Source organism: Tumebacillus sp. BK434, assembly GCF_004340785.1.
Taxonomy (GTDB): Bacteria; Bacillota; Bacilli; order Tumebacillales; family Tumebacillaceae; genus Tumebacillus_A.
This window is the reverse complement of record NZ_SLXS01000013.1, coordinates 1-20,721: the sequence shown is the minus strand read 5'-3', so window position 1 is coordinate 20,721 and position 20,721 is coordinate 1. Positions and strand designations below refer to the sequence as shown.

Sequence of the window (20,721 nt, the reverse complement as noted above, 5' to 3'; positions counted from 1 at the left end):
GGAATGGCAGTGGAGTATTGGTTGGTAGCGTTTGATTCAACGCATCATGCCTTGCGGGCAGAAGCGGAACTGGAAGGGGCAGGACTGGACATCGACATCCGCCCGACGCCGAAGACGGTGACGGCCGGGTGTGCGTTGTCGATCGACTTCTTCCCGCAGGATCTGGAGGTAGTGCAGCGCGTGCTGACCGAAAAAGAGGTGGTCGTGCGCGGGTACTTCAAACCGGACGGGCCAACCTATGTGACGTTGTGAGCAGAGCGGATGACTGAACTTCGCACAGTTTGTATAATAGACTGTACCTTTTCTAGGAGGGGAATATGGAGTCGATACAGAAAACGTTAACGAACTTAGGTGAAACGCTGGCTTCGGCCGATTTTTGGCTGGGGATCGGCTGGATCGTGATCAAGATCGTGCTGATCCTGATCGCAGCGAAACTTGTGATGAACCTGGGGCGCGTGATGATCGGGCGCGTGCTGTCACACCGCACGATGCGGATGGATGAACGGCGCGGCAAGACGATCATCGCTCTGATGTTGAATGTGATGCGCTATGTGGTGTACTTCCTGGTCGCGCTGATGATTCTGTCGAACGTCGGGATCAATGTCACCACGCTGATCGCCGGGGCCGGGGTAGCAGGCCTGGCGATCGGGTTCGGGGCACAGAGCTTGGTGAAGGATATCCTCACCGGATTTTTCATCATCTTTGAAGATCAGTTCGGTGTGGGCGATAATGTGATGATCAATACCAATCTGCAGATTCGCGGGACGGTCGAGGAAGTCGGTCTGCGCATCTCGAAAGTGCGGGCGTACACCGGGGAGATCCATATCATCCCCAACTCGCAGATCCAGCAAGTGACGAACTATTCGAAGACGAATTCGTTGGCAGTTGTCGACGTTTTTGTCGCGTTTGAAGAGGATCTGCAGCGCGTGTTTGCTGTGATGAAAGAGGTCGGCTTGCAGGTGCAGTCGGAAAATGAAAATGTGGTCGGCGAGCCGCAGGTGCTCGGTGTGCAGAACATCGGGCCGCACGAAGTGACCGTACGGATGACGATGGATTGCAAGCCGATGGAGCACTACGGCGTCGGACGGGAGCTGCGGCACAAGATCAAAGAGGCGTTTGACCGCGAAGGCATCGAGATTCCGTACCCCAAGCAGGTCGCGCTGTTTCCGGGGCAGTCCGACATGGATGAGAAGAAAAAGGTGGCAGCGGCAGGAAGCTGAGCCCGTCTGAGGAGAGAGAGCGATGGAGGCCAAACAGTTTGATCTCGGGGATGTTGTGCAAATGAAGAAGGGCCACCCCTGCGGCGCCAACGAGTGGGAAGTGATCCGCTTGGGGATGGACATTCGCATGAAATGCGTCAACTGCGGACGCTCGGTGATGATCCCGCGCCGGGATTTCGAACGCAACCTGCGCAAAGTGCTGCGGCGGAAAGGCGGCGAATCCTGATGGCGGTGGAGACGATTCGCACAGCCTGTCCGCTCGACTGCTGGGACTGTTGCGGCATGATCGCGCATGTCGAGGACGGCAAGCTGATCAAAGTCGAAGGCGACCCTGATCATCCGATCACGCAGGGGTCCTTGTGCATCAAAGGCCGGAAGCTGGTCGACCGGCTGTATCATGAGGAGCGCGTGCTGACACCGCTGAAGAAGGTCGACGGCGAGTGGGTGCAGATCTCCTGGGAGCAGGCGTTTCAGGAGATCGCTGCGCAGATGCGGGAGGCCAAGGCGCAATACGGGCCGACGGCGGTGCTGCACCACTATGATTACGGCTCGTCCGGGCTGTTGAAGAATCTGGAGGGTCGCTTTTTCAATCTCTTTGGCGGGTTTACCGACACGATCGGCTCGATCTGCTGGGGGGCGGGACTGGAAGCGCAAAAATACGATTTTGGCTATGGGAAAAGCCACGATCCGGAGGACTTGGCGGAACATACGGATGTGATCGTCGTCTGGGGCCGCAACGTCTCGGTGACGAACATGCACATGATGCCGTTTTTGAAGCGGGCGATGAACCGCGGGGCGGAGCTGGTCATCGTCGACCCGCTGATGACCGATTTGAGCGGCAAAGCGACGCGACAGCTCCAACCGCGGCCGGGCACAGACGGGGCGCTGGTGCTGGGGATGGCGGCCCATCTGCTCCAGCAGGGGCTGGTCGATCGGGTGTTTGTCGAAGAGCACGCCATCGGATATGATGCGTTTGCTGAGTATGTGCGAACATGGACGGTCGAGCAGGCGGCGGAGATCACCGATGTGCCGGCCGACGACATTCGCTGGCTGGCGGAGCGCTACGGCTCCGGCAAGGCGGTGGCGACGCTGCTGGGGCTCGGGCTGCAGCGCTACGCCAACGGCGGCAACACGATCCGGTTGATCGACGCCTTGGGTGCGATGAGCGGACAGGTCGGACGCTCCGGCGGCGGCGTGCATTATGCGAATCAGGTGCACCGCTTCGACTACCGGAAGTTGATGAAGCCGGATGCGCGAACCGACTACCGGGCGTTCACGAAGATCACGCAGGCGGATGAAATTTTGGCGGTGCAGGGTACGGAGCAGCCCGTACAGGTGCTGTTTGTGACGCGGGGCAACCCGGTGGCGCAGTTGCCGGAGACGGGCAAGACTTTGGCAGCGTATGAGTCGATTCCTTGCAAAGTGGTGATCGACATGTTCCTGCATGACACGGGGATGATCGCCGATTACTTCTTGCCGTGCACGACGGTGTTTGAGGAAGAGGACATCATGTACTCGTCGATGTGGCACTCCTATCTGGCCTATGTGAACCGGGTTGTGGAGCCGCGTGGCGAGACGCGTCCGGACTGGATGATCCTGCAGGGGCTGGCCGACGAGCTGGGCTTTGGCGAGGAATTTGGCCGCGATGTGCACGCATGGATGGAAGAGGCGATGGCTCCGCTGCAGGAGGACGGCATCACGCGGGAGAAACTGCAGCAGGACGGTTTTTTGAAGGCGCATGAAGAGCCGGTGGCGTGGGCCGATTTTCAGTTTGGCACGCCGTCGGGCAAGTATGAGTTTGCGTCATCGGCGGCAGCAGCGGACGGGGCATCGCCGATCCCGATTTTTGAAGAGCCGGTGGAAAGCCCGCGCCGGGATCGGGAGCTGGCGCGGAAGTACCCGTACCATCTGCTGACGATCCATCCGCGGCGCTCCTTGAATTCGCAGTATTATCACGTGCTGAAGATGCCGGAGCGTCCGGTGGTGGAGATCTCGGCGTTTGTGGCGGAGGAGACGGGGCTTGCCGATGGCGATCTCGTGCGCGTGTACAACGAGCGCGGCGAGGTGCTGGGCAACGTGAAGATCGTCTCCGGGCAGCACAAGCGGACGATCAAGATCGAAGAGGGCTGGTGGGGCAACCGGGGCACGGCGCTCAATGCCTTGACCTCGAACCGCCGCAGCGACTTGGGAATCGGGTCGGCGCAGTATGATTGCCTGGTCAATTTGGCGAAAGCATAGATGAGTGAGTGACAGAGGTCTCCTCTCCGGGAAACGGAGGGGGGATTTTTTTGCAGATTTTTAGGAACAAATGTTCGATTTTTGTGGCATAAGGAACGTGTGTTCGTATATAATAAGAAGAGAACGTGATGGAAATTCGAGCGGAGGTGTACGGCATGGCAGTTCAAGGGAGAAAAGAGATTGAGATTTCACAGCGCGAGCATCGACCCGTCTCGCTGATCTATCTGGACAGCAAGGGGGCGATCTCCCAGCGTGTCGTGCAGGTGACCGACGTGACAGACGAGGGGATTCAGGCCTATTGTTTCCTGCGCAAAAAGCCGCGGACCTTCCGTCCTGATCAGATCCTCGCAGCCTCCCTGCAAGCTCGAAGACCTCTCACAAGATAAAGGGAGCCTGTCGAAAATTTGATGGCTTTTGAAGTGCATTTGGGAAAGACCGAGCTTCTCCACCTGTGCTACAATGAACCTGCTAATTGAAGAAAAGCAATACCTCCAGCCGACCCAAGTACGTGACCCTCGCCTGAGGGTCAACCCAATTTTTCTTCATCCCCCAAGGAGGTATCATTGTGAGCACAGAGCGTGTTGAGCCAGGGGACCGCTTAGAAATCGCTTTGCAAGAGTACAGAGAGAGCTATATTCGTTTGGAGCGGGTGTTCACGGAGGGTTTTGAACGCCTTGAGAAACGGTTTACAGAATTTAACTCCTACTACAGAGAAGTCATCAATCGCCCGAACCGGAAATCGGACATGCAGTGCGAGGTGATTGACTTCCAGATTGTGAAACTGGATGCCCAGATTAAGTTGCTGAAGAGCAGACGGAGGGCATAGTCCGCACTGCGGATAGACAACCTCTCTCTCGTGCATCCTGAAGCATAAGGAGGGATGTGGACCATGGGTGAAAAGATCATCGCCGTCAACAAGGACCAGAACGGGGACATTGCGGAAGTGATGACACATACCGGGCGGGTGATTTCCATTCAGCAGGCGATGCAGGAAGCGGCCGAAGGGAAATTTGACTCGATTACGTCTCTGGACAAGGAAGGCAATTGGACGATTGCCAACTCCACCGGGGACGGCCAGCCAGAGACCGGGAACAACTTGGACATGCTCCCGTCTTTTGCAGAAGCGATGCACGAGGGAGAGTCTCTTCAGTAATTCTGACCACAGAGGTTCTTTCGCTACCAAGGCGGGAGAACTTTTTTCTTGTTCCACGTGGAACATTAGTGGAATCTCTAGGGATTTGCTATAATAGAGGTTGGAATACTTTTGGAGGTGTAAGCCAGATGGCTTTGTCTGTTGGTATTGTAGGATTGCCGAACGTCGGCAAATCAACTCTTTTTAACGCGATTACAAAAGCGGGCGCCGAAGCGGCAAACTACCCGTTTTGTACGATTGACCCGAACGTTGGTGTGGTCGAAGTGCCGGACGAACGTTTGCAAAAATTGACGGAAATCGTCGTTCCGAACCGAGTCGTGCCGACCGCATTTGAATTTGTAGATATCGCGGGCCTGGTCGAAGGCGCTTCCCGAGGCGAAGGTCTCGGCAACAAATTCCTCGGCCACATCCGTGAAGTGAACGCGATCGCGCATGTCGTCCGCTGCTTCGAAGACTCCAACATCACGCACGTCTCCGGCGGCGTGAACCCGTTGTCCGATATCGAAACGATCAACCTGGAACTGATCTTCGCCGATATGGAGTCGGTGGACAAGCGTCTCGATCGCTCCAAAAAAGGCGCAAAATCGGGCGATAAGAAAGTTCAGGAAGAAGTAGCCGTTCTCAACCGCCTCAAAGAAGCGCTCGAAAATGGCAAAGCGGCCCGCTCCGTCGAGCTGAGCGACGAAGAGCGCCTGATCGTTCGCGACCTGCACCTGCTGACGATCAAGCCGATGCTCTACGTAGCGAACGTAGCAGAAGACGAAGTCGCCAACACGGAAGAAAACGATCTGGTCAAGAAAGTCCGCGAGTTCGCAACCGGTGAAGGCGCTGAAGTCGTAGTCATCTCGGCCAAAGTTGAATCGGAGATCGCTGAGCTGGAAGGCGAAGACAAGCAGATGTTCCTCGAAGAACTCGGCCTGCAAGAATCCGGTCTCGACCGCCTGATCAAGTCGGCCTACAAACTGCTCGGCCTGATCACCTACTTCACTGCCGGCGTGCAAGAAGTGCGCGCTTGGACGATCACCCGCGGCACGAAAGCGCCGGGCGCAGCAGGCGTCATCCACACCGACTTCGAAAAAGGATTCATCCGCGCCGAGACGGTCGCGTACGACGACCTCGTGCACTACGGCTCGATGAACGCAGCGAAAGAAGCGGGCAAAGTCCGTCTGGAAGGCAAAGAGTACGTCGTCAACGACGGCGACGTCATGCATTTCCGCTTCAACGTGTAAACCAAACGCGAGGGGGGAGCAGACATGAGACAGTATGAGACGATGTACGTCTTGCGCCCTGAGCTCGACCCGGACGCGCGAAGTGCGCTGGTCACCAAGTTCCAACACGTTGTCACGCAGAACGGTGGCAGGATCACCCAATTGCAAGAAATCGGCAAACGCCGACTCGCTTACGAAATCGAAGGTGCCCGAGAAGGCGATTACGTGCTCATGCAATACGAAGGGAGCACTATGCTTGTGAAAGAGCTCGAGCGGACGTTTAAGATCACCGATGGTGTCATGCGTTATCTCACCGTCCGCATCGGGTAACACCAGAGGAGGGAATCCCATATGTTGAACCGCATCATCTTGATCGGCCGTCTGACCGCCGACCCGGAATTGCGCTACACACCGTCCGGCACAGCAGTCGCACAGTTCACCTTGGCGGTCGACCGCCAGCGTTCGAACCAAAACGGCGAGCGTGAAACGGACTTCATCAACATCGTCGTCTGGCAAAAGCTTGGCGAGCTGTGCGCGCAATACTTGCGCAAAGGCCGTCTGGCAGCGGTTGATGGTCGTCTGCAAATCCGCTCCTACGAAAACAAAGAAGGCCAAAAAGTCCGCGTCGCCGAAGTTGTGGCCGACAACGTCCGCTTCCTCGAGCGCGCCGACATGGGCAACGGCGGCGACGCTATGAACCAAGGCGGTGGCGGCTATGGAGGCGGCAACCAAGGCGGTTACGGCGGCGGCAACCAAGGCGGCTACGGTGGTGGCAACCAAGGCGGCTACGGCGGGGGCAACCAAGGCGGCTACGGCGGGGGCAATCAGGGTGGCTACGGTGGTGGCAACCAAGGCGGTTACGGTGGTGGCAACCAAGGCGGCTACGGCGGTGGCAACCAAGGCGGCTATGGCGGTGGCAACCAAGGCGGCGGCAACCAAGGTGGACGCCGCGACGAAGACCCGTTCTCCGATGATGGCAAGCCGATCGATATTTCCGATGATGATCTGCCGTTTTAAAACACTAGCACGAACTGCATAGCAAGAAATACGAGAGATCCCTTGTGTAGCAAGGGGTCTCTTTGTTTTATAACTGTGTATTGGTGTGTAATTGGAGATGGAGACCAAATCTAGTTTATTTAGAACAAAAAGTATTGAGCAATACTGTATGCATGGACCTTTATATGATCAAGCGGATAACTTCCACTTTTAAACTTGGGGCGGAAAGGGAATCACTGGAACACGTTGAAAAAGAATTAGAAAATATTTTTTTAACCTGTCGATTTAGGTGTCTCCCGTTCGTTGCAAATATAGAGGCAAATGATAGAGAAGGAGAGATTTTCGATGAGATTCATGCTGATTGTCAAAGCAACCAAAGATTCCGAGGGCGGTATCATTCCAAATCAAGAGCATTTTGACGCGATGCGGAGGTTCAACGATGAGCTGGCGAGGGCAGGCGCACTGATTGCCGCCCAAGGACTCCACCCAAGCTCGAACGCGATTCGCATCTCGTATCCGGAACCGGGTGGAAAACCGAAAGTGGTCGACGGACCCTTCACGGAAGCCAAAGAGCTGATCGCGGGCTTCACATTGATTGAGGTGAAATCGCGGGAAGAGGCGATCGAATGGGCGATGCGGATGCCAGATCCGCATGGCTTTGGCGAAGGCGAAATCGAGGTGCGCCAAGTGCGGGAAGCGGCGGAACTGACGCAGAACCCGGAAGCGTTAGCCAGAGAAAATGAAATGATCGAACGAGTGAAGAGGAAGCTGACGTAGTGGAGGAATCGGCCGTCCACCGCGCCATCGATGCTATTTGGAGAATCGAATCGGCCAAGCTCATCGCCGCGCTTGCACGTATTGTTCGCGATGTCGGGATTGCCGAGGATTTGGCTCAAGATGCGCTTCTCATCGCGCTTGAACGGTGGTCGGAGGCGGGCATCCCCGATAACCCCGGAGCGTGGCTGATGACAACTGCGAAACGTCGAGCGATCGATCATCTGCGTAGAAATAAGTTGCGTGACCGCAAGTACGAGGAGTTAGGCTGGGAGATCGACAGGCAGCAAGAGCCGGATTGGGATGAAGCTCTCGATGATCCCGTCGGTGACGATCTCCTTCGTCTCATCTTCACGACATGTCATCCGGTACTTTCCGCCGAGGCTCGGGTGGCGCTCACGCTCCGGCTGCTCGGGGGATTGACGACCGAAGAAATCGCAAGTGCGTACCTCGTTCCGGAACCGACCGTTGCCCAACGGATCGTTCGAGCGAAGCGCACGCTCGCGGCTGCACGCGTACCGATCGAATTGCCGCCGCAGGAAGAGTTGCCGGCGCGGCTGGCGTCTGTGCTCGAGGTCATCTACCTGATGTTCAACGAGGGCTACGCCGCGTCTTCCGGCGGAAACTGGATTCGGCCCGTGCTCTGCGACGAGGCGCTGCGGCTTGGACGGATCTTGGCTGAGATCGCGCCCGATGAGCCGGAAGTCCATGGGCTCGTGGCATTGATGGAAATTCAATCATCCAGATTCAGGGCGCGGGTCAACTCAAGCGGCGAACCGATTCTGCTCATGGACCAGAACCGGGCTCTATGGGATCATCTGCTCATCCACAGAGGGCTGACTGCGATCGAACGGGCCGAGCGACTCGGCAGGGCGTTCGGTCCCTATCTGATTCAAGCTTCGATCGCGGCGTGTCATGCCCGTGCCCGCACCGCTTCGGAGACGGACTGGGTCCGGATTGCGGCGCTCTACGATGCTCTTTCCCAAATCGCGCCATCGCCCGTCATCGAACTGAATCGTGCGGTCGCGCTCTCGATGGCGTTCGGCCCGGCAGTAGGTCTGGAAGTCGTCGATGCGTTACTGCAAGAACCGTCCATGAAAAACTATCATCATCTGCCAAGCGTTCGTGGAGACTTTCTCATGAAGCTGGGACGCAAGCAAGAAGCCTGTATCGAATTCGAACGTGCGGCCAGCCTGTCGCGCAATGAAACGGAACGCGAACTGCTTTTGCGGCGCGCTGCCGATTGCGCTGCGGAATGAGGCAAGGGGACAAACACGAGTATGAGCAGTCTTTCAACAACGAGGAGGACTCCCAGGAAAGGGGGGCATACGCAGAAGCGTATGCCCCTTTATTCGTCTGTACGCAACCATACCTGTTTTGATAAAAATAGAACAAAAGGCTTATGACATATTGAATAGAAGTGGGGCTTTGGGTCTATATAACTTCATTACAAAAACATTATATTATAATTAATGATATAATAAAATAATGAAAGAAGGTGGAGTCAACATGAAGCGTTTCACGAAATGGCTTTCGACTGCAGTTGCATCGATCCTGATGGTGACGTCGCTGTTGCCGGTGACGGTCACGTCCACGGTTCAGGCGGCAGGGTATGCGGACGAAATCCAGCCCAATGAGTACGCCCCGGACAGCATTCTTGTAAAACTGCAGGAGGGGGTAGACCCGGAGAAATTTGCTTCGCAGTATGACTTGAAAGTGGAGCAAACAATCGGTGACTGGCATGTGATGCAAACGCCGATGAACGCAGCATACGACTACTACGAAAAGCTCCAAGAAGATAAGGAGGCCGCTTTTGTCGAGCTGAACTTGACGACGAAAAAAGTCGCAAGTTCGATCAGCAAACGGTCGATCACCGACCTCTGCCTCAAAAGGGACTGCGACGAAATCTACAAGCCGAAGATTCCCTGGTATGAGTGGATGCAAGCGAAAAAAGTGCACGAGGTCACAATCGGAGCCAAAGAAAAGGTCATTGCGATGATCGGCACGGGCGTTGACATCAAGCATCCGTACCTTGAAGAGAAAATCGTCAGCCCGTACAACTTTGTGGATCAAAACGAGGAACCTCTTGATGAGGACGGCCTGGGTACGATGGAAGCGGGCATCGCAGCAGGCGCCTACCCGGACGAAACGTCGATGGTCGCCATGGACAAAGCAGCACGGATCATGCCGCTCAAAGTGTTAAACAAAGAAGGAGTCGGCAAGCTGTCCGATGTCGGAGAGGCCCTGGTCTATGCTCGTGAAAAAGGAGCAAGCGTCGCACATCTCTCTCTCGATCTGAAGTATCAATCGCAGTTTTTATTTGACATGATCAACAACGAGCGCTGGTACCGCAGCATTATTATCATCATCGTCATCGTGGGACCGCCGAAACCGATTCCACCGAGACCGCCCTGCGAGGTGTGCGGCGGGGTTATTAATGATCTGAGGAACCTGATCAATGTCCAGCCGCTCCGCAATGACCTTACACGCTTCGAAGGCGTCGAATACGGCAAGTGGGCTCACTTCGGCGTACCGGCCGAGAATTATTTCGCGCCTTTTGCCGAGGGCCAATTCGCACTGGCAAGCGGCGCATCGCTGGCATCGGCAGCTGTAGCAGGTGCGGCCACGCTCACATGGTCGATGCATCCGGAAGCATCTGCTGAGGATGTCCTGACACACCTGCAGAAAACGGCGAACCCGATCGAAGGCACGGGTGAATGGTTCAACTACGGGATGCCCGATGTGTACAAAGCGGTGAGTGAATTTTAAGAAACACAGGAACTGCATGACAAGATAGGAGAGAGATCCCTTGTAGATCAAGGGATCTCTTTGTGTTGCACAGGGCGCCATGTCGTCTTTTTCTTTATTGTCTCCAAGCGGTCTGGACTTCAAATTCCGCATGATCACCGACCTGCCATGCGAAACGCTAGCATGCATTGTCAAACAGGATCTACGCGAGACAATTCATTTAATTATTTAGAAAATCCATTGCCGCAAGCGGGTCTTTGTCGCAGCGCTGCTTTTGTACGGGATCTCGCGTCCCTCTCGTGGATCCTGATCACCCGCTTCGTCCTGGGCATCTCGGTGGCGGCGCTCATCGGCGACTACGCGCAGGAGTCCAAACTGGCAGCCTCGATGGGGCGGCAGTCGCTGTTAATGGCTTTTGGCAACGTGCTCTTCGTCTCGCTGAGCGGCGTGCTGGCAGACCTGTATCCTTTTTGTGTACTCTCGACGAGAGTTGGAACTCCACGACACCGATGTATACCGACAAGATATAACTTTTACAAGTACATCTATAACTTCCTTTTTTAGTAAATCACTCCTATAATGAGCCTATCCAATTGGGGGAGGTTACATTTGATGATGAAAAAAAGCATGATTTCGCTGCTGACTGCGTCCGTGCTGCTCGGCGGGGCTGCGACGGCGACGGCAACCGCAGCCGGGCCGGACGTTTTGATGGTCTATGATGACAGCGTACGCCCTGATTTTTACAACTTCAGCTGGGCGCAGCACTCGCTGACGCAGCATCAGATCGTCCATTCCGGCCGCGCAGCGATTGAGATGGTGCCGAACCGGGACAACGGGCTGTACCTGTACAAAGACCGCGTCGCGTTTGTCTCCCAATACGACACGCTGCAACTGTGGGTACACGGCGGTGCAACGGGTGGACAAGCGTTGGATCTCGTGCTGCAGGCAGGCGGCATGCCGGTGGCGGCGAAATCGTTCGCCGAGCTGATCCCGGGCGGCATCCCGGCCAACGCTTGGACGAAGGTGGAGCTGGATCTGGCCGCTCTGGAGCTTCCGAACGGCATTTTTGACGGCCTCTTGATTCGCGGCACAACGGACGGCGAGCAAGCGGCAGTTTATTTTGACGACATCGCCCTGCTCAACAAAGCGTCGGTGACGCCGGTCGAAGCGGTGGCGAACGGGCTGACCGTGTATGATGACTATCTGAACCGCCCGGATTTTGTGAACTACTCTTTGGCGGAGCATGATGTGAACCAGACTGGGTATGTGCACACCGGCATTCACGCGCTGCAGATGACACCGAACCGCGACCTCGGGCTGTATCTGTACAAAGACCGCGTCGCTTCGACGGCCGAGTACCGCACGCTGCGCTTCTGGATCAACGGCGGGGCGGACGGCGGACAACAGCTGAAGCTGGTGCTGCTGGCGGGCGGCGTGCCGGTGGCGGACAAGCAGTTCGCCGAGCTGCTCCCGACCGGCAGCCTGGCAGCAGACAGCTGGACGAAGGTGGAACTGAACCTCGCCGACCTGCACCTGCCGAACGGGCTGTTTGACGGGATCTTGATCGCCGGCACGACAGACGGCGTGCAGCCGGCCGTGTATCTGGACGACATGGCGCTCCTGCGCGGCGAGTAAGAAAAAAGGGAAATCGCATCCGTTACGAGGACGCGATTTCCCTTTTTGTTGATTCGTTGCGCACGACGATAAAAGCGCCGCACAGCACGATGGCCGTGCCGAGCACTTGCAGCAGCGTGAAGGACTCCTTGAGGATGATCACCGACAGGAGGATCGTCAAGATCGGCTCCAGCATGCTGAGCATCGACGCATTGGTCGAGCCGACCAGCTGCAATCCGGCAAAGAAGGTCAACAGGGCCAGAATCGTCGAAGCGGCAGTCAGACCGAAGATCGAGGCCCAGGCCAGCGTATTGAGATGAAAATCGAGCGAGCCGGTGCTGAGGCCGATGATCAGCTGGACGAGCGCGGTGAACAGGATGACGATGCCTGTGGTCAAAAACGCCGGCAACTGCTTCACCACACGGTTCATCAAGACGATGTGGATCGCGTAGCCGACCGCCGAGCCGATCGCCAGCAGCACGCCCGCCGTGTTGATCGCGCCAAACGATGCGCCGATCACGAGGCACATCCCGGCAAAGGCGAGCAGGATGGACCAGATGACTTTGCGGGGAAAGACCTCTTTTTCCAGCAAGATGCTCAAGATCACCACGAAGATCGGATAGGTGTAGAGCATCAGCGTGGCCAGTGAGCCGGAGATGTAGTTTAAGGAGGCAAAATAGAGCGTGGACACCAACGCGTAGATCACGCCGCCGCAGAGGAACAGCGCAACCCATTGTTTTTTGCTGATGGAGACTTGGAAGTTTTTGTTCCAGCGCAGACAGAGATAGAAAAAGACGCCAGCAAGTGCGAAGCGCAGAAACAAAGTGGTCGCGACATTCGCGCCGCCTTCATGCGCGAAGACGGCAAGGATCGGCATCACGGCAAATCCTGTTGCAGAAAGACACATAAGAAGCACGCCGGTGGTAAACCGATTCAAGGTGTAGAACTCCCCTTTCCCGACTTGATTGTAACGCACACGACGGGGAGAGGACGAGCCCTTTTTTTCTGCCGAAAGGAGAGAAAAAAGGAATTGCCGAAAGGAACGCGAACACTTAGAAATAAATTCCAATGGGGGTATCTGCATGACGAAGATCCACAATGTGAGCAACATGCCGAAGGGGACGGACGAGAGCTTCGGGCCGATGCGGACGCTTTATTTGGGGCATGCGGCGGGGAGCGAGAAGCTGTACGTGAACATCGACTACGTGCAGCCCGGCGCGAAGAGCACCAAATACCACTCGCATACGACGCAGGAGGAGTTTTTCCTGATCCTGAAGGGCAGCGGCACGCTGCGGATTCTGGACGAGGAGCACGCGGTTCAGCAAGGCGACTTCATCGCCAAGCCTGCGGGCAAAGGGATCGCGCACCAGTTTCTCAACACGGGCACGGAGGTGCTGGAGATCCTCGACTGCGGCCTGCAGACCCAAGATGATATCGTAGTCTATCCCGATGAGGACGTCGTGTACGTCAAACCGCTGAAAAAAGACTTCAAGCTCGCCGACGCGATCGCAGGCTGGTCTTCCGAACCCAACGAGTAAACATGTCACAAATCGCAGCCGCATCTCGTCTTGAGTGTATCCACTCAAACAGGAGGCGTTTGCGCGATGGAAACGAAGCGATGGGATGTCACGATCATAGGAGCCGGGCTGGCCGGGTTGACCGCAGCCGTCTGCTTGGCTCAAGCAGGTCAGCAGGTCCTGCTCTTGGAACAGAGCACGCGCTTGGGCGGGCGCGCGGCGACAGATGAGCGGCAGGGAAGCCGCCTCAATCTCGGCCCGCACGCCTTGTACAAGACGGGAGCCGGGCTGAAAACGCTCCGCGAGTTAGGTGTGGAGCCGAACGCCGGGCAGGTCAAACTGGCCGGTCAACTGCTCACGGAGCACAAGGCGCACCGTCTGCCTGTCACCGCAGGACGCTTGCTTATGTCCGGCTGCTTCTCGCTCGGGGAAAAAGCGGAGCTCGCCAGCCTGCTCACCCGCATCGGCAAGCTCGATCCGCGGACGGTTGAAGGACTTACGCTGCAAGAATGGCTCTATGGCGGGCTGAAAGGGACGAACGCACGCCGCTTTCTGCTCGCTCTGGCCCGGCTCAGCACGTATGCCAACGCGCCGGAGCTGATCAGCGCAGGTGCGGTGGTGCGCCAATACCAGATGTCATTGGGCGGGGTGTATTATGTGCATGAAGGCTGGCAGACGATGGTCGACGCCTTGGGCGTTCGGGCGACCGCAGCGGGCGCGGCTGTGCGGACGGGGCACAAGGTGACCCGGATTCGCGGGACGCACCCGGAGCTGACCGTTCAGCTGCAGGATGGCACGGAGATCTGTACGCGCGCTGTGCTGTCGACGCTCCGCCCGCAGGTGACGGCCGCCCTCGCCGGGGCAGCGCCCGACTCGCACCTCGGCAGACTCGGCCGGCAGGTCGTTCCGGTGTACGGGTCGGCGCTCGATGTGGTCGTGCGGCGCTTGCCGAATCCGCAGGCGAATTTTGCCCTGCATCTGGAACAGCCTTTCTACTATGCCAACCACTCGTTCACGGCGCGTCTGACCCAAGACCCTGAGCATGCCGTGCTGCATCTGTTCCGCTACAACAGCCCGCAGGAGGCGGGTAGCCCGGAGCGGCATCGGGGCGAGCTGGAGCGCTTCCTCGATCGCCTGCAGCCGGGCTGGCAGCGCGAGGTGGTCACGACCCGCTATCTGCCGCGCATCGCCGTCACCAACGGCCTGCCGACCGTCGAGCGCGTGATCGCCGCCCGCCGCGCCGCCCAGCCGGAGACGGTCGTTGCCGACATGCCGGGGCTGTATCTGGCCGGAGATTGGGTCGTAGGTGAGTCCTTGCTCGCCGATGCGGCGATCGTCAGCGGGAAGGAGCTGGCGGAAAGGCTGCTTCGCCTGTAATCGAGAAGTCAGGAGGGGGTTCCGATCGAAACGCAAGATCTGTATCGGGAATATCGGCCGCTCTTATTTTCACTCGCCTACCGGATGCTGGGGTCGGTCATGGACGCGGAGGACGTGGTGCAGGAAACGTTCCTCGCCTTCGCAGGCGTCGACGGCGGGCGCAAAGAGGAGGTCGCCAACCTGCGGGCGTACTTGTGCAAGATGGTCACCAACCGCAGCGTCGACCTGCTGCGCTCCGCCAAACACCGGCGGGAAGTGTATGTCGGCCCCTGGCTGCCGGAGCCGGTCGTGCAGCGAAACACCGGGCAGGCGGCCGAACCTCTGCATGACCTGCTGCTGCGCGATGACCTGTCGATGGCCTACCTGTTGCTGATGGAGACGCTCACGCCGGAGGAGCGGGCGATCTTCGTGCTGCGGGAAGCTTTCGCGTACAGCTATGCGGAGATCGCTTTGCTGGTCGAGAAAAAGGAAGCCAACTGCCGCAAGATCTACTCGCGCATCAAAAGCAAACTGGGACCGGAGCTGGCAGCCGCCCGTGCCGATCATGCGAAAGACCTGACGACGCTGCACCGCTTTCTGGCCGCCTTCTCCGACGGAGATGTCGGCCAGCTGCTCGAGCTCTTGTCGGCAGATGCCGTGCTGTACTCAGATGGCGGAGGCAAAGCCACCGCAGCGATCCGGCCGATCCTGTCGGCGGCAAACGTGCTCTCGTTCCTGCAGGGCATCGCGTCCCGACTCGGCACCGACTCGGCGATGGAGATCGCCACGATCAACGGCCAGCCCGGCCTGCTGTTCCTGACCGCAGGCTGCGTGCACAGCACGCTCAGCTTCCAGCAGCAAGAAGGGCGGATCAGGCGCTTTTACATCCTGCGCAATCCGGACAAGCTAGAGGCGTTAGCGCTCACACTGCCCACGAGATGAGCGGCGGCAGGAAAACGGAGTCTCGGTGCCGTACAAGAATGAGGACGGCCTGATCGACAGGCGCAGCCAGCCTATGCAACTGGCGCTCGATACAAAGAGGAGGAATTACTCATGAAAATGATTCCGTACCTGTCCTTTGAAGGCCAGGCAGAAGAAGCGATGAACTTTTACGCCGACGCGCTGAACGGCGAGATCTCCCAACTCGGCCGCTACAGCGAAGCGCCGGGCATGAACGTACCGGAAGGCTTTGCCGACAAGGTGCTGCACGGACGCGTCCAGATCAAAGACACCTTGCTCTACTTCTCCGACGTTGACCGCAACCTGAACAAAGGCGACCAAGTGAGCCTGACCCTCGAGTTTGCCAGCGAAGAAGAGATCGACGCGGCGTTCGCCAAACTGTCTGCCGGCGGCACCGTTCACGTTCCGCTCGAAAAGACGTTCTGGGGCGCGAAATACAGCAAGCTGGTCGACAAGTTCGGCATGCAGTGGGATCTGAACTACCAGTACTAAACGGCACAGGTTACATAGCAAAGAACCCTTGGCGCAGACGCTCAGGGTTCTTTTTGTTCGATTCTTCCCGCGTGTTCATCGGGCCGCGGCCGATGATCCTGCAAGGGTTCTGACTCTACACGGGACCGGGGGCGAGTGATAGAATGGAGGTACTATTTGGAAAGGGATGAGCCTGATGAAAACTGTGATTTTGGACGACTGGGAAGGCGCGACAGCCGGCAGCACCATCGAGCTGGAACGCCTGCGGGCCTTTTCGGAAGTGGCCGTCTATCAGGACCAGCCCGCGCCGGACGTATTGAAAGAGCGGGTGAAAGACGCGGATGCCGTCATCCTGATGCGGGAGCGCACGCGCCTGACTGCGGAGCTGCTCGACAGCATGGAGCAGATCAAACTGATCGCCCAGACCGGCACGGGGCTGGCGCACATCGATCTGGCAGAAGTGAACTCCCGCCGGATTCCGCTCGCCACCACGCCCGGCGGCTCGACCGCGGCGGTGACGGAGCTGACGTTTGGCTTGCTGCTCGCGCTGTCCCGCGACCTGCCGCGCTTGGACCGGCAGGTGAAAGCGGGCGGCTGGCCGACAAGCATCGGGCGCAACCTGGCACAGAAGACGCTCGGGATCATCGGACTCGGCAAGATCGGGCAAAGCGTTGCCGCCGTCGCCAAAGCGTTTGGCATGCACGTCGTCGCCTGGGGACCGCGCCTGACAGAGGAGCGCGCCGCGGCGCACGGGGTGGCGTTTGCCGCCACGCTGGAAGAGCTACTGGCCGAGAGCCATGCTGTGACCTTGCATGTCCGGCTCGTGCCGGAGACGAAGGGCCTGCTTGGCAAGCAGCATTTTCGGCAGATGCGCCCAGATGCCTTTTTGATCAACACGTCACGCGGCGAACTGCTCGATGAAGCGGCGCTGACCGAAGCGCTGCAGACCGGGCAGATCGCCGGGGCGGGGCTGGATGTGTTGACAGAGGAACCGCCCGACCCGGCGCACCCGCTGCTGCAGCTGGACAACGTGATCCTGTCGCCGCATATCGGCTGGAAGACCGACGCGACGTTCGAGAGCTTCCTGAACGGATCGATCCGAAACATCGAGAGCTTCTTCTGCCAGCACAAGCCGCTGAACATCGCCAACCCCGGCGTGCTATAACCGCCGGGGTGCGTTTTGCGACCGGCAGCGCTGTCCGTTGACCGGATTGCCGATGTCGCAAAAAAAGGAAGGGTAGCTGTAGTTGTTCCGGTCGACCACCGAAAAATGCAGGTGCGGCGAGAACGAGTAGCCGGTGTGGCCGGATGCACCGATCAACTGGCCTCGCTGCACCTGCTGGCCGACCTGTACATCATGTGCACTGAGATGGCCGTACAAGGTGTAGCTGCCGTCCCGGTGCCGGATGCGCACCTGATTGCCATAGCCGTCAGTGCCCGTGTAGCCGGTCACTGCGACCACCCCGCCGGACGCGGCGATGACCGCCGAACCGACCGGCATGTCAAAATCCCACGCGAAGTACGTAAACGGCATGTTGTGCGTATCTTCAAAATTCCCTTTGATGCAGGTATAGCAGACCCCTGCCGGCCACGGGGCCAGCAGGTCGTATGGACCGAACATCTTCAACCCTCCTGAAAGCAAAAAAGGAACAGTTTGTACACCGTTCCTTTTCTGCCTTTACAACTTACCAGACCATGACAGCGCGGCGGGAGATGACGCGACCCGGAGCGAAGCCATACGGGCCGAAGCCGCCGCCGACGCGGGTGGCTTGTCCTGCGCCAAACGCTGCCCCGCCCGGGCCGGACTGTGCGAAGCCGAAGGACTGGGTGCCAAACGGACCGGTCACGCCGCCGCCGAGCCCGACGCCGATGCCGCGCGAGGCGCCGATGCCGGTCGTCGTACCGAACGGGGAGGTTGTCCCGCCGATGCCAAAACCTGCGCCGCCGGGGCCGGATGCGGAGAAGCCAAGGCTGGCCCCGGTGCCGAACGGACCGGTGACGCCAAAGCCGCCTGCTGCTGCCGGGCCGGTGGTGATCCCGGTGCCGAAGCTGGAGGACGGGCCTGCACCCGGGAAAAATACCTGTTTGCCGTCAATTTTCACGGCGCGTTTGGAAGCGGTGTGCTTCGTGATGCGTTTCTTGCTTTTTTTACTCAAGTCTTTCACGCTCCTGATTAGAATGGGGGTGCCGGTTGGGTAAAGACTGGGCCCCGCCGTTTCCGTGCGGGGCGCAATCGAAGGCGTTAGCGGCATTCCATGTGGGTGGTTTGCACCGGGTAGCAGTTCGGGATCAGCAGGAAGAACAGCACGAAGATGATCAGGAACACGACAGCCCAGCGAGTGTAGTTACCGAATACCATGGAGGGTCACCTCTTTCATAGGTCATTTCTTACGTACTAACAGCGTATGAGTTTGACTTGGCTGCCGAAATGATCAAAACATCCATTTTTCAAACGAAGAGGAGTTGAAGATCCTTCATGATTCCGGAACATCTAGAGCGGACGATCTGTGCGGTGCACGGAGCACGAGGCGTGCAGTGGCTGGCCGATCTCCCGGACGGGCTGGCAGCCATTGAACGCCGCTTTGCGGTCAAACTGCTGGCGCCATATCCTAATCTCACTTACAACCTCGTGCTGTCTGCGCTTGCGGAAGGCGGGGAGAAGATCGTGGTCAAACTGAACGTGCCGAACCAGGAATTGCGCACGGAGAGCCAGGCGCTGCAGCTCCATGACGGGCATGGCTATGTGCGCCTGCTGGGCGGCGATGCCGACCTTGGTGTGCTGCTGCTGGAAAAAGTCTGCCCGGGCATTCCGCTGAGCCAGGTGCAGGATGACGACACCGCTGTCGAGATCTTCTGCGGCGTCTTGCAGGCGCAAAAGCGGGTGGACGCGTCCCGGGCCGATTTTCCCGCGCTGGACGACTGGGGCAAAGGGCTGGAGCGCATCCCGGAGGGCAAGATGCCGGCCGCGCGGGTGGAGAGAGCGCGGCGCATCTACCGCCGCCTGCTGGAGACGACGCAGGAGACCACCTTGCTCCACGGCGATCTGCATCATGACAACATTCTGTCGGCAGGCGACGGCTGGGTGGCGATCGATCCGAAAGGCGTGATCGGCGATCCGCATTTTGAGCTCATTCCTTTTTTGCTGAATTACCTGACGGGCCAAGCACAGCTGCGAACGCGCATTGAGCGTATCTGCGCAAAGACCGGGCTCGACCCGGGACGAGTGACGGCATGGGGATTCGCACACATGGTGCTGTCCGCGTGGTGGCATGTCGAAGATGGCACGGACGGGTATGAACCGGCCTTGCAAACAGCAGATTACTTTGAGGAACTGTTGGGAGGGATCACCAGATGGGATTGAAGCTTTCTGTGCTTGACCTGTGTCCCCGCGTCTCCGGCACGACGGCGACAGACGCGCTGAACAATACGCTCGATCTGGCCCGGCTCTGCGACGAGCTCGGCTATGAGCGCTACTGGCTGGCCGAGCACCACAACATGCCGGGCATCGCCTCGACCGCGCCGGAGATCATGATCGGACAGGTGGCGCGCGAAACGAAACACCTGCGCGTAGGCTCAGGCGGCGTGATGCTGCCGAACCACGCGCCGCTGAAAGTGGCCGAGAACTTCAAACTGCTCCACGCGCTGTTTCCCGACCGCATCGACCTCGGCCTCGGACGGGCGCCCGGCACCGACCCGTGGACGGCGCAGGCGCTGCGCAAATCGCAGACCGACATCGGGCAAAACTTTCCGGAGCAGCTGATCGAACTGATGTCGTTTGGCAGCGGCCAGTTCCCGGACGACCACCCTTACCGCAACATCAGAGCGGTGCCGACCGACGTGGAGCTGCCGCCGGTCTGGCTGCTCGGGTCGAGCGACTTCAGCGCCGTGCTCGCCGCGAAGGTCGGGCTGAGCTTCGCCTTCGCGCACCACATCAACGACCGCGATGCGATCCCGGCGATGCAGGCCTACCGCGACGAGTTCAAACCTTCAGCATGGCTGCAGGAACCGCGCTCGCTGCTGACCGTGTCGGCGATCTGCGCAGAGACGGCAGCGGAGGCGGAGCATTACGCCAAGTCGCTCGACTTGACTTTCCTGCGCCTCGTCAGCGGCCAGCCGGGCCTGCTGCCGAGCCCGGAAGAGGCGATGGCGTATGAATACACCTCCGACGATCGCCTGTTCATCGGCTCGTTCCGCTCGCGGCTGTTCGTCGGCACGCCGGAAGAAGTCCGCGAACGCATCATGCACCTCGTCGAGCAAACGTCTGCCGATGAGGTGATGGTCAACACCATGATCCATTCGCACCAAGCGCGCAAACGCTCCTACGAGCTGCTCGCCGAAGCGTTTGGGCTGACAAAAAGACACTCCCTTTAACTGGTATTATCCCCTCATGGTAGACAAGAGAAAAAGGACATCGATAAGATGGACTTATCCTTGTTGACCGGAGGGGATTTTTTATGGCTAAAAAA

24 protein-coding genes are annotated in these 20,721 nt (G+C 58.4%); 21 read left to right on the top strand and 3 right to left on the bottom strand.

The window, feature by feature from the left end; all coding sequences use genetic code 11:
• Nucleotides 1–3: 3 nt before the first annotated feature.
• The 14 genes from EV586_RS19780 (at nt 4) to EV586_RS19715 (ending at nt 11,972) form a co-directional block, all read left to right on the top strand.
• Nucleotides 4–252: a putative Se/S carrier protein gene (locus EV586_RS19780; protein WP_132946800.1), complete on the top strand. Its 249-nt coding sequence runs from the start codon at nt 4–6 to the stop codon at nt 250–252.
• 65 nt (nt 253–317) lie between these two features.
• Nucleotides 318–1,220 (top strand): mechanosensitive ion channel family protein, encoded by a 903-nt coding sequence (locus tag EV586_RS19775; protein ID WP_132946799.1) that lies wholly within the window; start codon nt 318–320, stop codon nt 1,218–1,220.
• A gap of 22 nt (nt 1,221–1,242) precedes the next feature.
• Entirely contained in the window at nt 1,243–1,446 is a 204-nt protein-coding gene (locus tag EV586_RS19770) for a DUF951 domain-containing protein (protein WP_132946798.1), read from the top strand.
• Entirely contained in the window at nt 1,446–3,458 is a 2,013-nt protein-coding gene (locus EV586_RS19765; RefSeq protein ID WP_165898719.1) for a molybdopterin-containing oxidoreductase family protein, read from the top strand. The genes EV586_RS19770 and EV586_RS19765 overlap by 1 nt, the downstream gene beginning before the upstream one ends.
• A 155-nt stretch (nt 3,459–3,613) precedes the next feature.
• On the top strand, nt 3,614–3,844 hold the full coding sequence (locus EV586_RS19760; protein ID WP_132946796.1) for a WYL domain-containing protein: 231 nt from the start codon (nt 3,614–3,616) through the stop codon (nt 3,842–3,844).
• Between the two features lie 179 nt (nt 3,845–4,023).
• Entirely contained in the window at nt 4,024–4,284 is a 261-nt protein-coding gene (locus tag EV586_RS19755) for a hypothetical protein (protein ID WP_132946795.1), read from the top strand.
• 63 nt (nt 4,285–4,347) lie between these two features.
• Nucleotides 4,348–4,611, top strand: coding sequence for a DUF3892 domain-containing protein (locus EV586_RS19750; RefSeq protein WP_165898718.1), 264 nt, complete (start codon nt 4,348–4,350; stop codon nt 4,609–4,611).
• A gap of 128 nt (nt 4,612–4,739) precedes the next feature.
• A complete protein-coding gene (ychF, locus tag EV586_RS19745; protein ID WP_132946793.1) occupies nt 4,740–5,840 on the top strand; it encodes a redox-regulated ATPase YchF in 1,101 nt (366 codons plus the stop codon).
• Nucleotides 5,841–5,864: 24 nt separating this feature from the next.
• Nucleotides 5,865–6,149: a 30S ribosomal protein S6 gene (gene rpsF / locus EV586_RS19740; RefSeq protein WP_132946792.1), complete on the top strand. Its 285-nt coding sequence runs from the start codon at nt 5,865–5,867 to the stop codon at nt 6,147–6,149.
• Between the two features lie 21 nt (nt 6,150–6,170).
• Nucleotides 6,171–6,836, top strand: a complete 666-nt coding sequence (locus EV586_RS19735; RefSeq protein WP_132946791.1) for a single-stranded DNA-binding protein — start codon at nt 6,171–6,173, stop codon at nt 6,834–6,836.
• Nucleotides 6,837–7,160: 324 nt separating this feature from the next.
• Nucleotides 7,161–7,592: a YciI family protein gene (locus EV586_RS19730; protein WP_132946790.1), complete on the top strand. Its 432-nt coding sequence runs from the start codon at nt 7,161–7,163 to the stop codon at nt 7,590–7,592.
• Complete coding sequence (locus EV586_RS19725; protein ID WP_132946789.1) at nt 7,592–8,848, top strand: RNA polymerase sigma factor; 1,257 nt, start codon at nt 7,592–7,594, stop codon at nt 8,846–8,848. Before EV586_RS19730 ends, EV586_RS19725 begins: the two co-directional genes overlap by 1 nt.
• 250 nt (nt 8,849–9,098) lie before the next feature.
• Nucleotides 9,099–10,358 (top strand): S8 family serine peptidase, encoded by a 1,260-nt coding sequence (locus tag EV586_RS19720; RefSeq protein ID WP_165898717.1) that lies wholly within the window; start codon nt 9,099–9,101, stop codon nt 10,356–10,358.
• Between the two features lie 591 nt (nt 10,359–10,949).
• Complete coding sequence (locus EV586_RS19715) at nt 10,950–11,972, top strand: hypothetical protein (RefSeq protein ID WP_132946787.1); 1,023 nt, start codon at nt 10,950–10,952, stop codon at nt 11,970–11,972.
• Between the two features lie 22 nt (nt 11,973–11,994).
• Here EV586_RS19715 and EV586_RS19710 read toward each other — a convergent pair whose 3' ends face one another.
• Nucleotides 11,995–12,888 (bottom strand): DMT family transporter, encoded by an 894-nt coding sequence (locus EV586_RS19710; protein WP_165898716.1) that lies wholly within the window; start codon nt 12,886–12,888, stop codon nt 11,995–11,997.
• Between the two features lie 145 nt (nt 12,889–13,033).
• Between EV586_RS19710 and EV586_RS19705 the strand changes: the two genes are divergently transcribed.
• The 5 genes from EV586_RS19705 (at nt 13,034) to EV586_RS19685 (ending at nt 17,420) form a co-directional block, all read left to right on the top strand.
• The gene (locus EV586_RS19705) at nt 13,034–13,489 is read left to right on the top strand and encodes a cupin domain-containing protein (RefSeq protein ID WP_132946785.1); all 456 of its coding nucleotides are present in this window, start codon (nt 13,034–13,036) and stop codon (nt 13,487–13,489) included.
• Between the two features lie 66 nt (nt 13,490–13,555).
• Nucleotides 13,556–14,845, top strand: coding sequence for a phytoene desaturase family protein (locus EV586_RS19700; RefSeq protein WP_132946784.1), 1,290 nt, complete (start codon nt 13,556–13,558; stop codon nt 14,843–14,845).
• A 24-nt stretch (nt 14,846–14,869) separates the two neighbouring features.
• Nucleotides 14,870–15,766, top strand: coding sequence for an RNA polymerase sigma-70 factor (locus EV586_RS19695; RefSeq protein WP_132946783.1), 897 nt, complete (start codon nt 14,870–14,872; stop codon nt 15,764–15,766).
• Between the two features lie 111 nt (nt 15,767–15,877).
• Entirely contained in the window at nt 15,878–16,276 is a 399-nt protein-coding gene (locus EV586_RS19690) for a VOC family protein (RefSeq protein WP_132946782.1), read from the top strand.
• A gap of 175 nt (nt 16,277–16,451) precedes the next feature.
• On the top strand, nt 16,452–17,420 hold the full coding sequence (locus tag EV586_RS19685) for a D-2-hydroxyacid dehydrogenase family protein (RefSeq protein WP_132946781.1): 969 nt from the start codon (nt 16,452–16,454) through the stop codon (nt 17,418–17,420).
• Here the strand turns inward: EV586_RS19685 and EV586_RS19680 are convergent.
• Both EV586_RS19680 and EV586_RS19675 read right to left on the bottom strand, forming a co-directional pair.
• A complete protein-coding gene (locus tag EV586_RS19680) occupies nt 17,415–17,876 on the bottom strand; it encodes a M23 family metallopeptidase (RefSeq protein ID WP_132946780.1) in 462 nt (153 codons plus the stop codon). The two genes, EV586_RS19685 and EV586_RS19680, sit on opposite strands and share 6 nt — an antisense overlap.
• Before the next feature lie 64 nt (nt 17,877–17,940).
• Nucleotides 17,941–18,411, bottom strand: a complete 471-nt coding sequence (locus EV586_RS19675; protein WP_132946779.1) for a hypothetical protein — start codon at nt 18,409–18,411, stop codon at nt 17,941–17,943.
• Between the two features lie 320 nt (nt 18,412–18,731).
• Between EV586_RS19675 and EV586_RS19670 the strand changes: the two genes are divergently transcribed.
• Nucleotides 18,732–19,616 carry an aminoglycoside phosphotransferase family protein gene (locus tag EV586_RS19670; protein WP_132946778.1) on the top strand — a complete coding sequence of 295 codons (885 nt, stop codon included), beginning with the start codon at nt 18,732–18,734 and terminating at the stop codon, nt 19,614–19,616.
• Nucleotides 19,607–20,626, top strand: coding sequence for an LLM class flavin-dependent oxidoreductase (locus EV586_RS19665; protein ID WP_132946777.1), 1,020 nt, complete (start codon nt 19,607–19,609; stop codon nt 20,624–20,626). The genes EV586_RS19670 and EV586_RS19665 overlap by 10 nt, the downstream gene beginning before the upstream one ends.
• Nucleotides 20,627–20,721 lie beyond the last annotated feature (95 nt).

Bases quoted from the DNA above. Each gene is read 5' to 3' on its own strand.
- EV586_RS19780 (WP_132946800.1), top strand. From the start codon at position 4: ATGGCAGTGGAGTATTGGTTGGTAGCGTTTGATTCAACGCATCATGCC.
- EV586_RS19775 (WP_132946799.1), top strand. From the start codon at position 318: ATGGAGTCGATACAGAAAACGTTAACGAACTTAGGTGAAACGCTGGCT.
- EV586_RS19770 (WP_132946798.1), top strand. From the start codon at position 1,243: ATGGAGGCCAAACAGTTTGATCTCGGGGATGTTGTGCAAATGAAGAAG.
- EV586_RS19765 (WP_165898719.1), top strand. From the start codon at position 1,446: ATGGCGGTGGAGACGATTCGCACAGCCTGTCCGCTCGACTGCTGGGAC.
- EV586_RS19760 (WP_132946796.1), top strand. From the start codon at position 3,614: ATGGCAGTTCAAGGGAGAAAAGAGATTGAGATTTCACAGCGCGAGCAT.
- EV586_RS19750 (WP_165898718.1), top strand. From the start codon at position 4,348: ATGGGTGAAAAGATCATCGCCGTCAACAAGGACCAGAACGGGGACATT.
- ychF (WP_132946793.1), top strand. From the start codon at position 4,740: ATGGCTTTGTCTGTTGGTATTGTAGGATTGCCGAACGTCGGCAAATCA.
- rpsF (WP_132946792.1), top strand. From the start codon at position 5,865: ATGAGACAGTATGAGACGATGTACGTCTTGCGCCCTGAGCTCGACCCG.
- EV586_RS19735 (WP_132946791.1), top strand. From the start codon at position 6,171: ATGTTGAACCGCATCATCTTGATCGGCCGTCTGACCGCCGACCCGGAA.
- EV586_RS19730 (WP_132946790.1), top strand. From the start codon at position 7,161: ATGAGATTCATGCTGATTGTCAAAGCAACCAAAGATTCCGAGGGCGGT.
- EV586_RS19720 (WP_165898717.1), top strand. From the start codon at position 9,099: ATGAAGCGTTTCACGAAATGGCTTTCGACTGCAGTTGCATCGATCCTG.
- EV586_RS19715 (WP_132946787.1), top strand. From the start codon at position 10,950: ATGATGAAAAAAAGCATGATTTCGCTGCTGACTGCGTCCGTGCTGCTC.
- EV586_RS19705 (WP_132946785.1), top strand. From the start codon at position 13,034: ATGACGAAGATCCACAATGTGAGCAACATGCCGAAGGGGACGGACGAG.
- EV586_RS19700 (WP_132946784.1), top strand. From the start codon at position 13,556: ATGGAAACGAAGCGATGGGATGTCACGATCATAGGAGCCGGGCTGGCC.
- EV586_RS19690 (WP_132946782.1), top strand. From the start codon at position 15,878: ATGAAAATGATTCCGTACCTGTCCTTTGAAGGCCAGGCAGAAGAAGCG.
- EV586_RS19685 (WP_132946781.1), top strand. From the start codon at position 16,452: ATGAAAACTGTGATTTTGGACGACTGGGAAGGCGCGACAGCCGGCAGC.
- EV586_RS19680 (WP_132946780.1), bottom strand. From the start codon at position 17,876: ATGTTCGGTCCATACGACCTGCTGGCCCCGTGGCCGGCAGGGGTCTGC.
- EV586_RS19670 (WP_132946778.1), top strand. From the start codon at position 18,732: ATGATTCCGGAACATCTAGAGCGGACGATCTGTGCGGTGCACGGAGCA.
- EV586_RS19665 (WP_132946777.1), top strand. From the start codon at position 19,607: ATGGGATTGAAGCTTTCTGTGCTTGACCTGTGTCCCCGCGTCTCCGGC.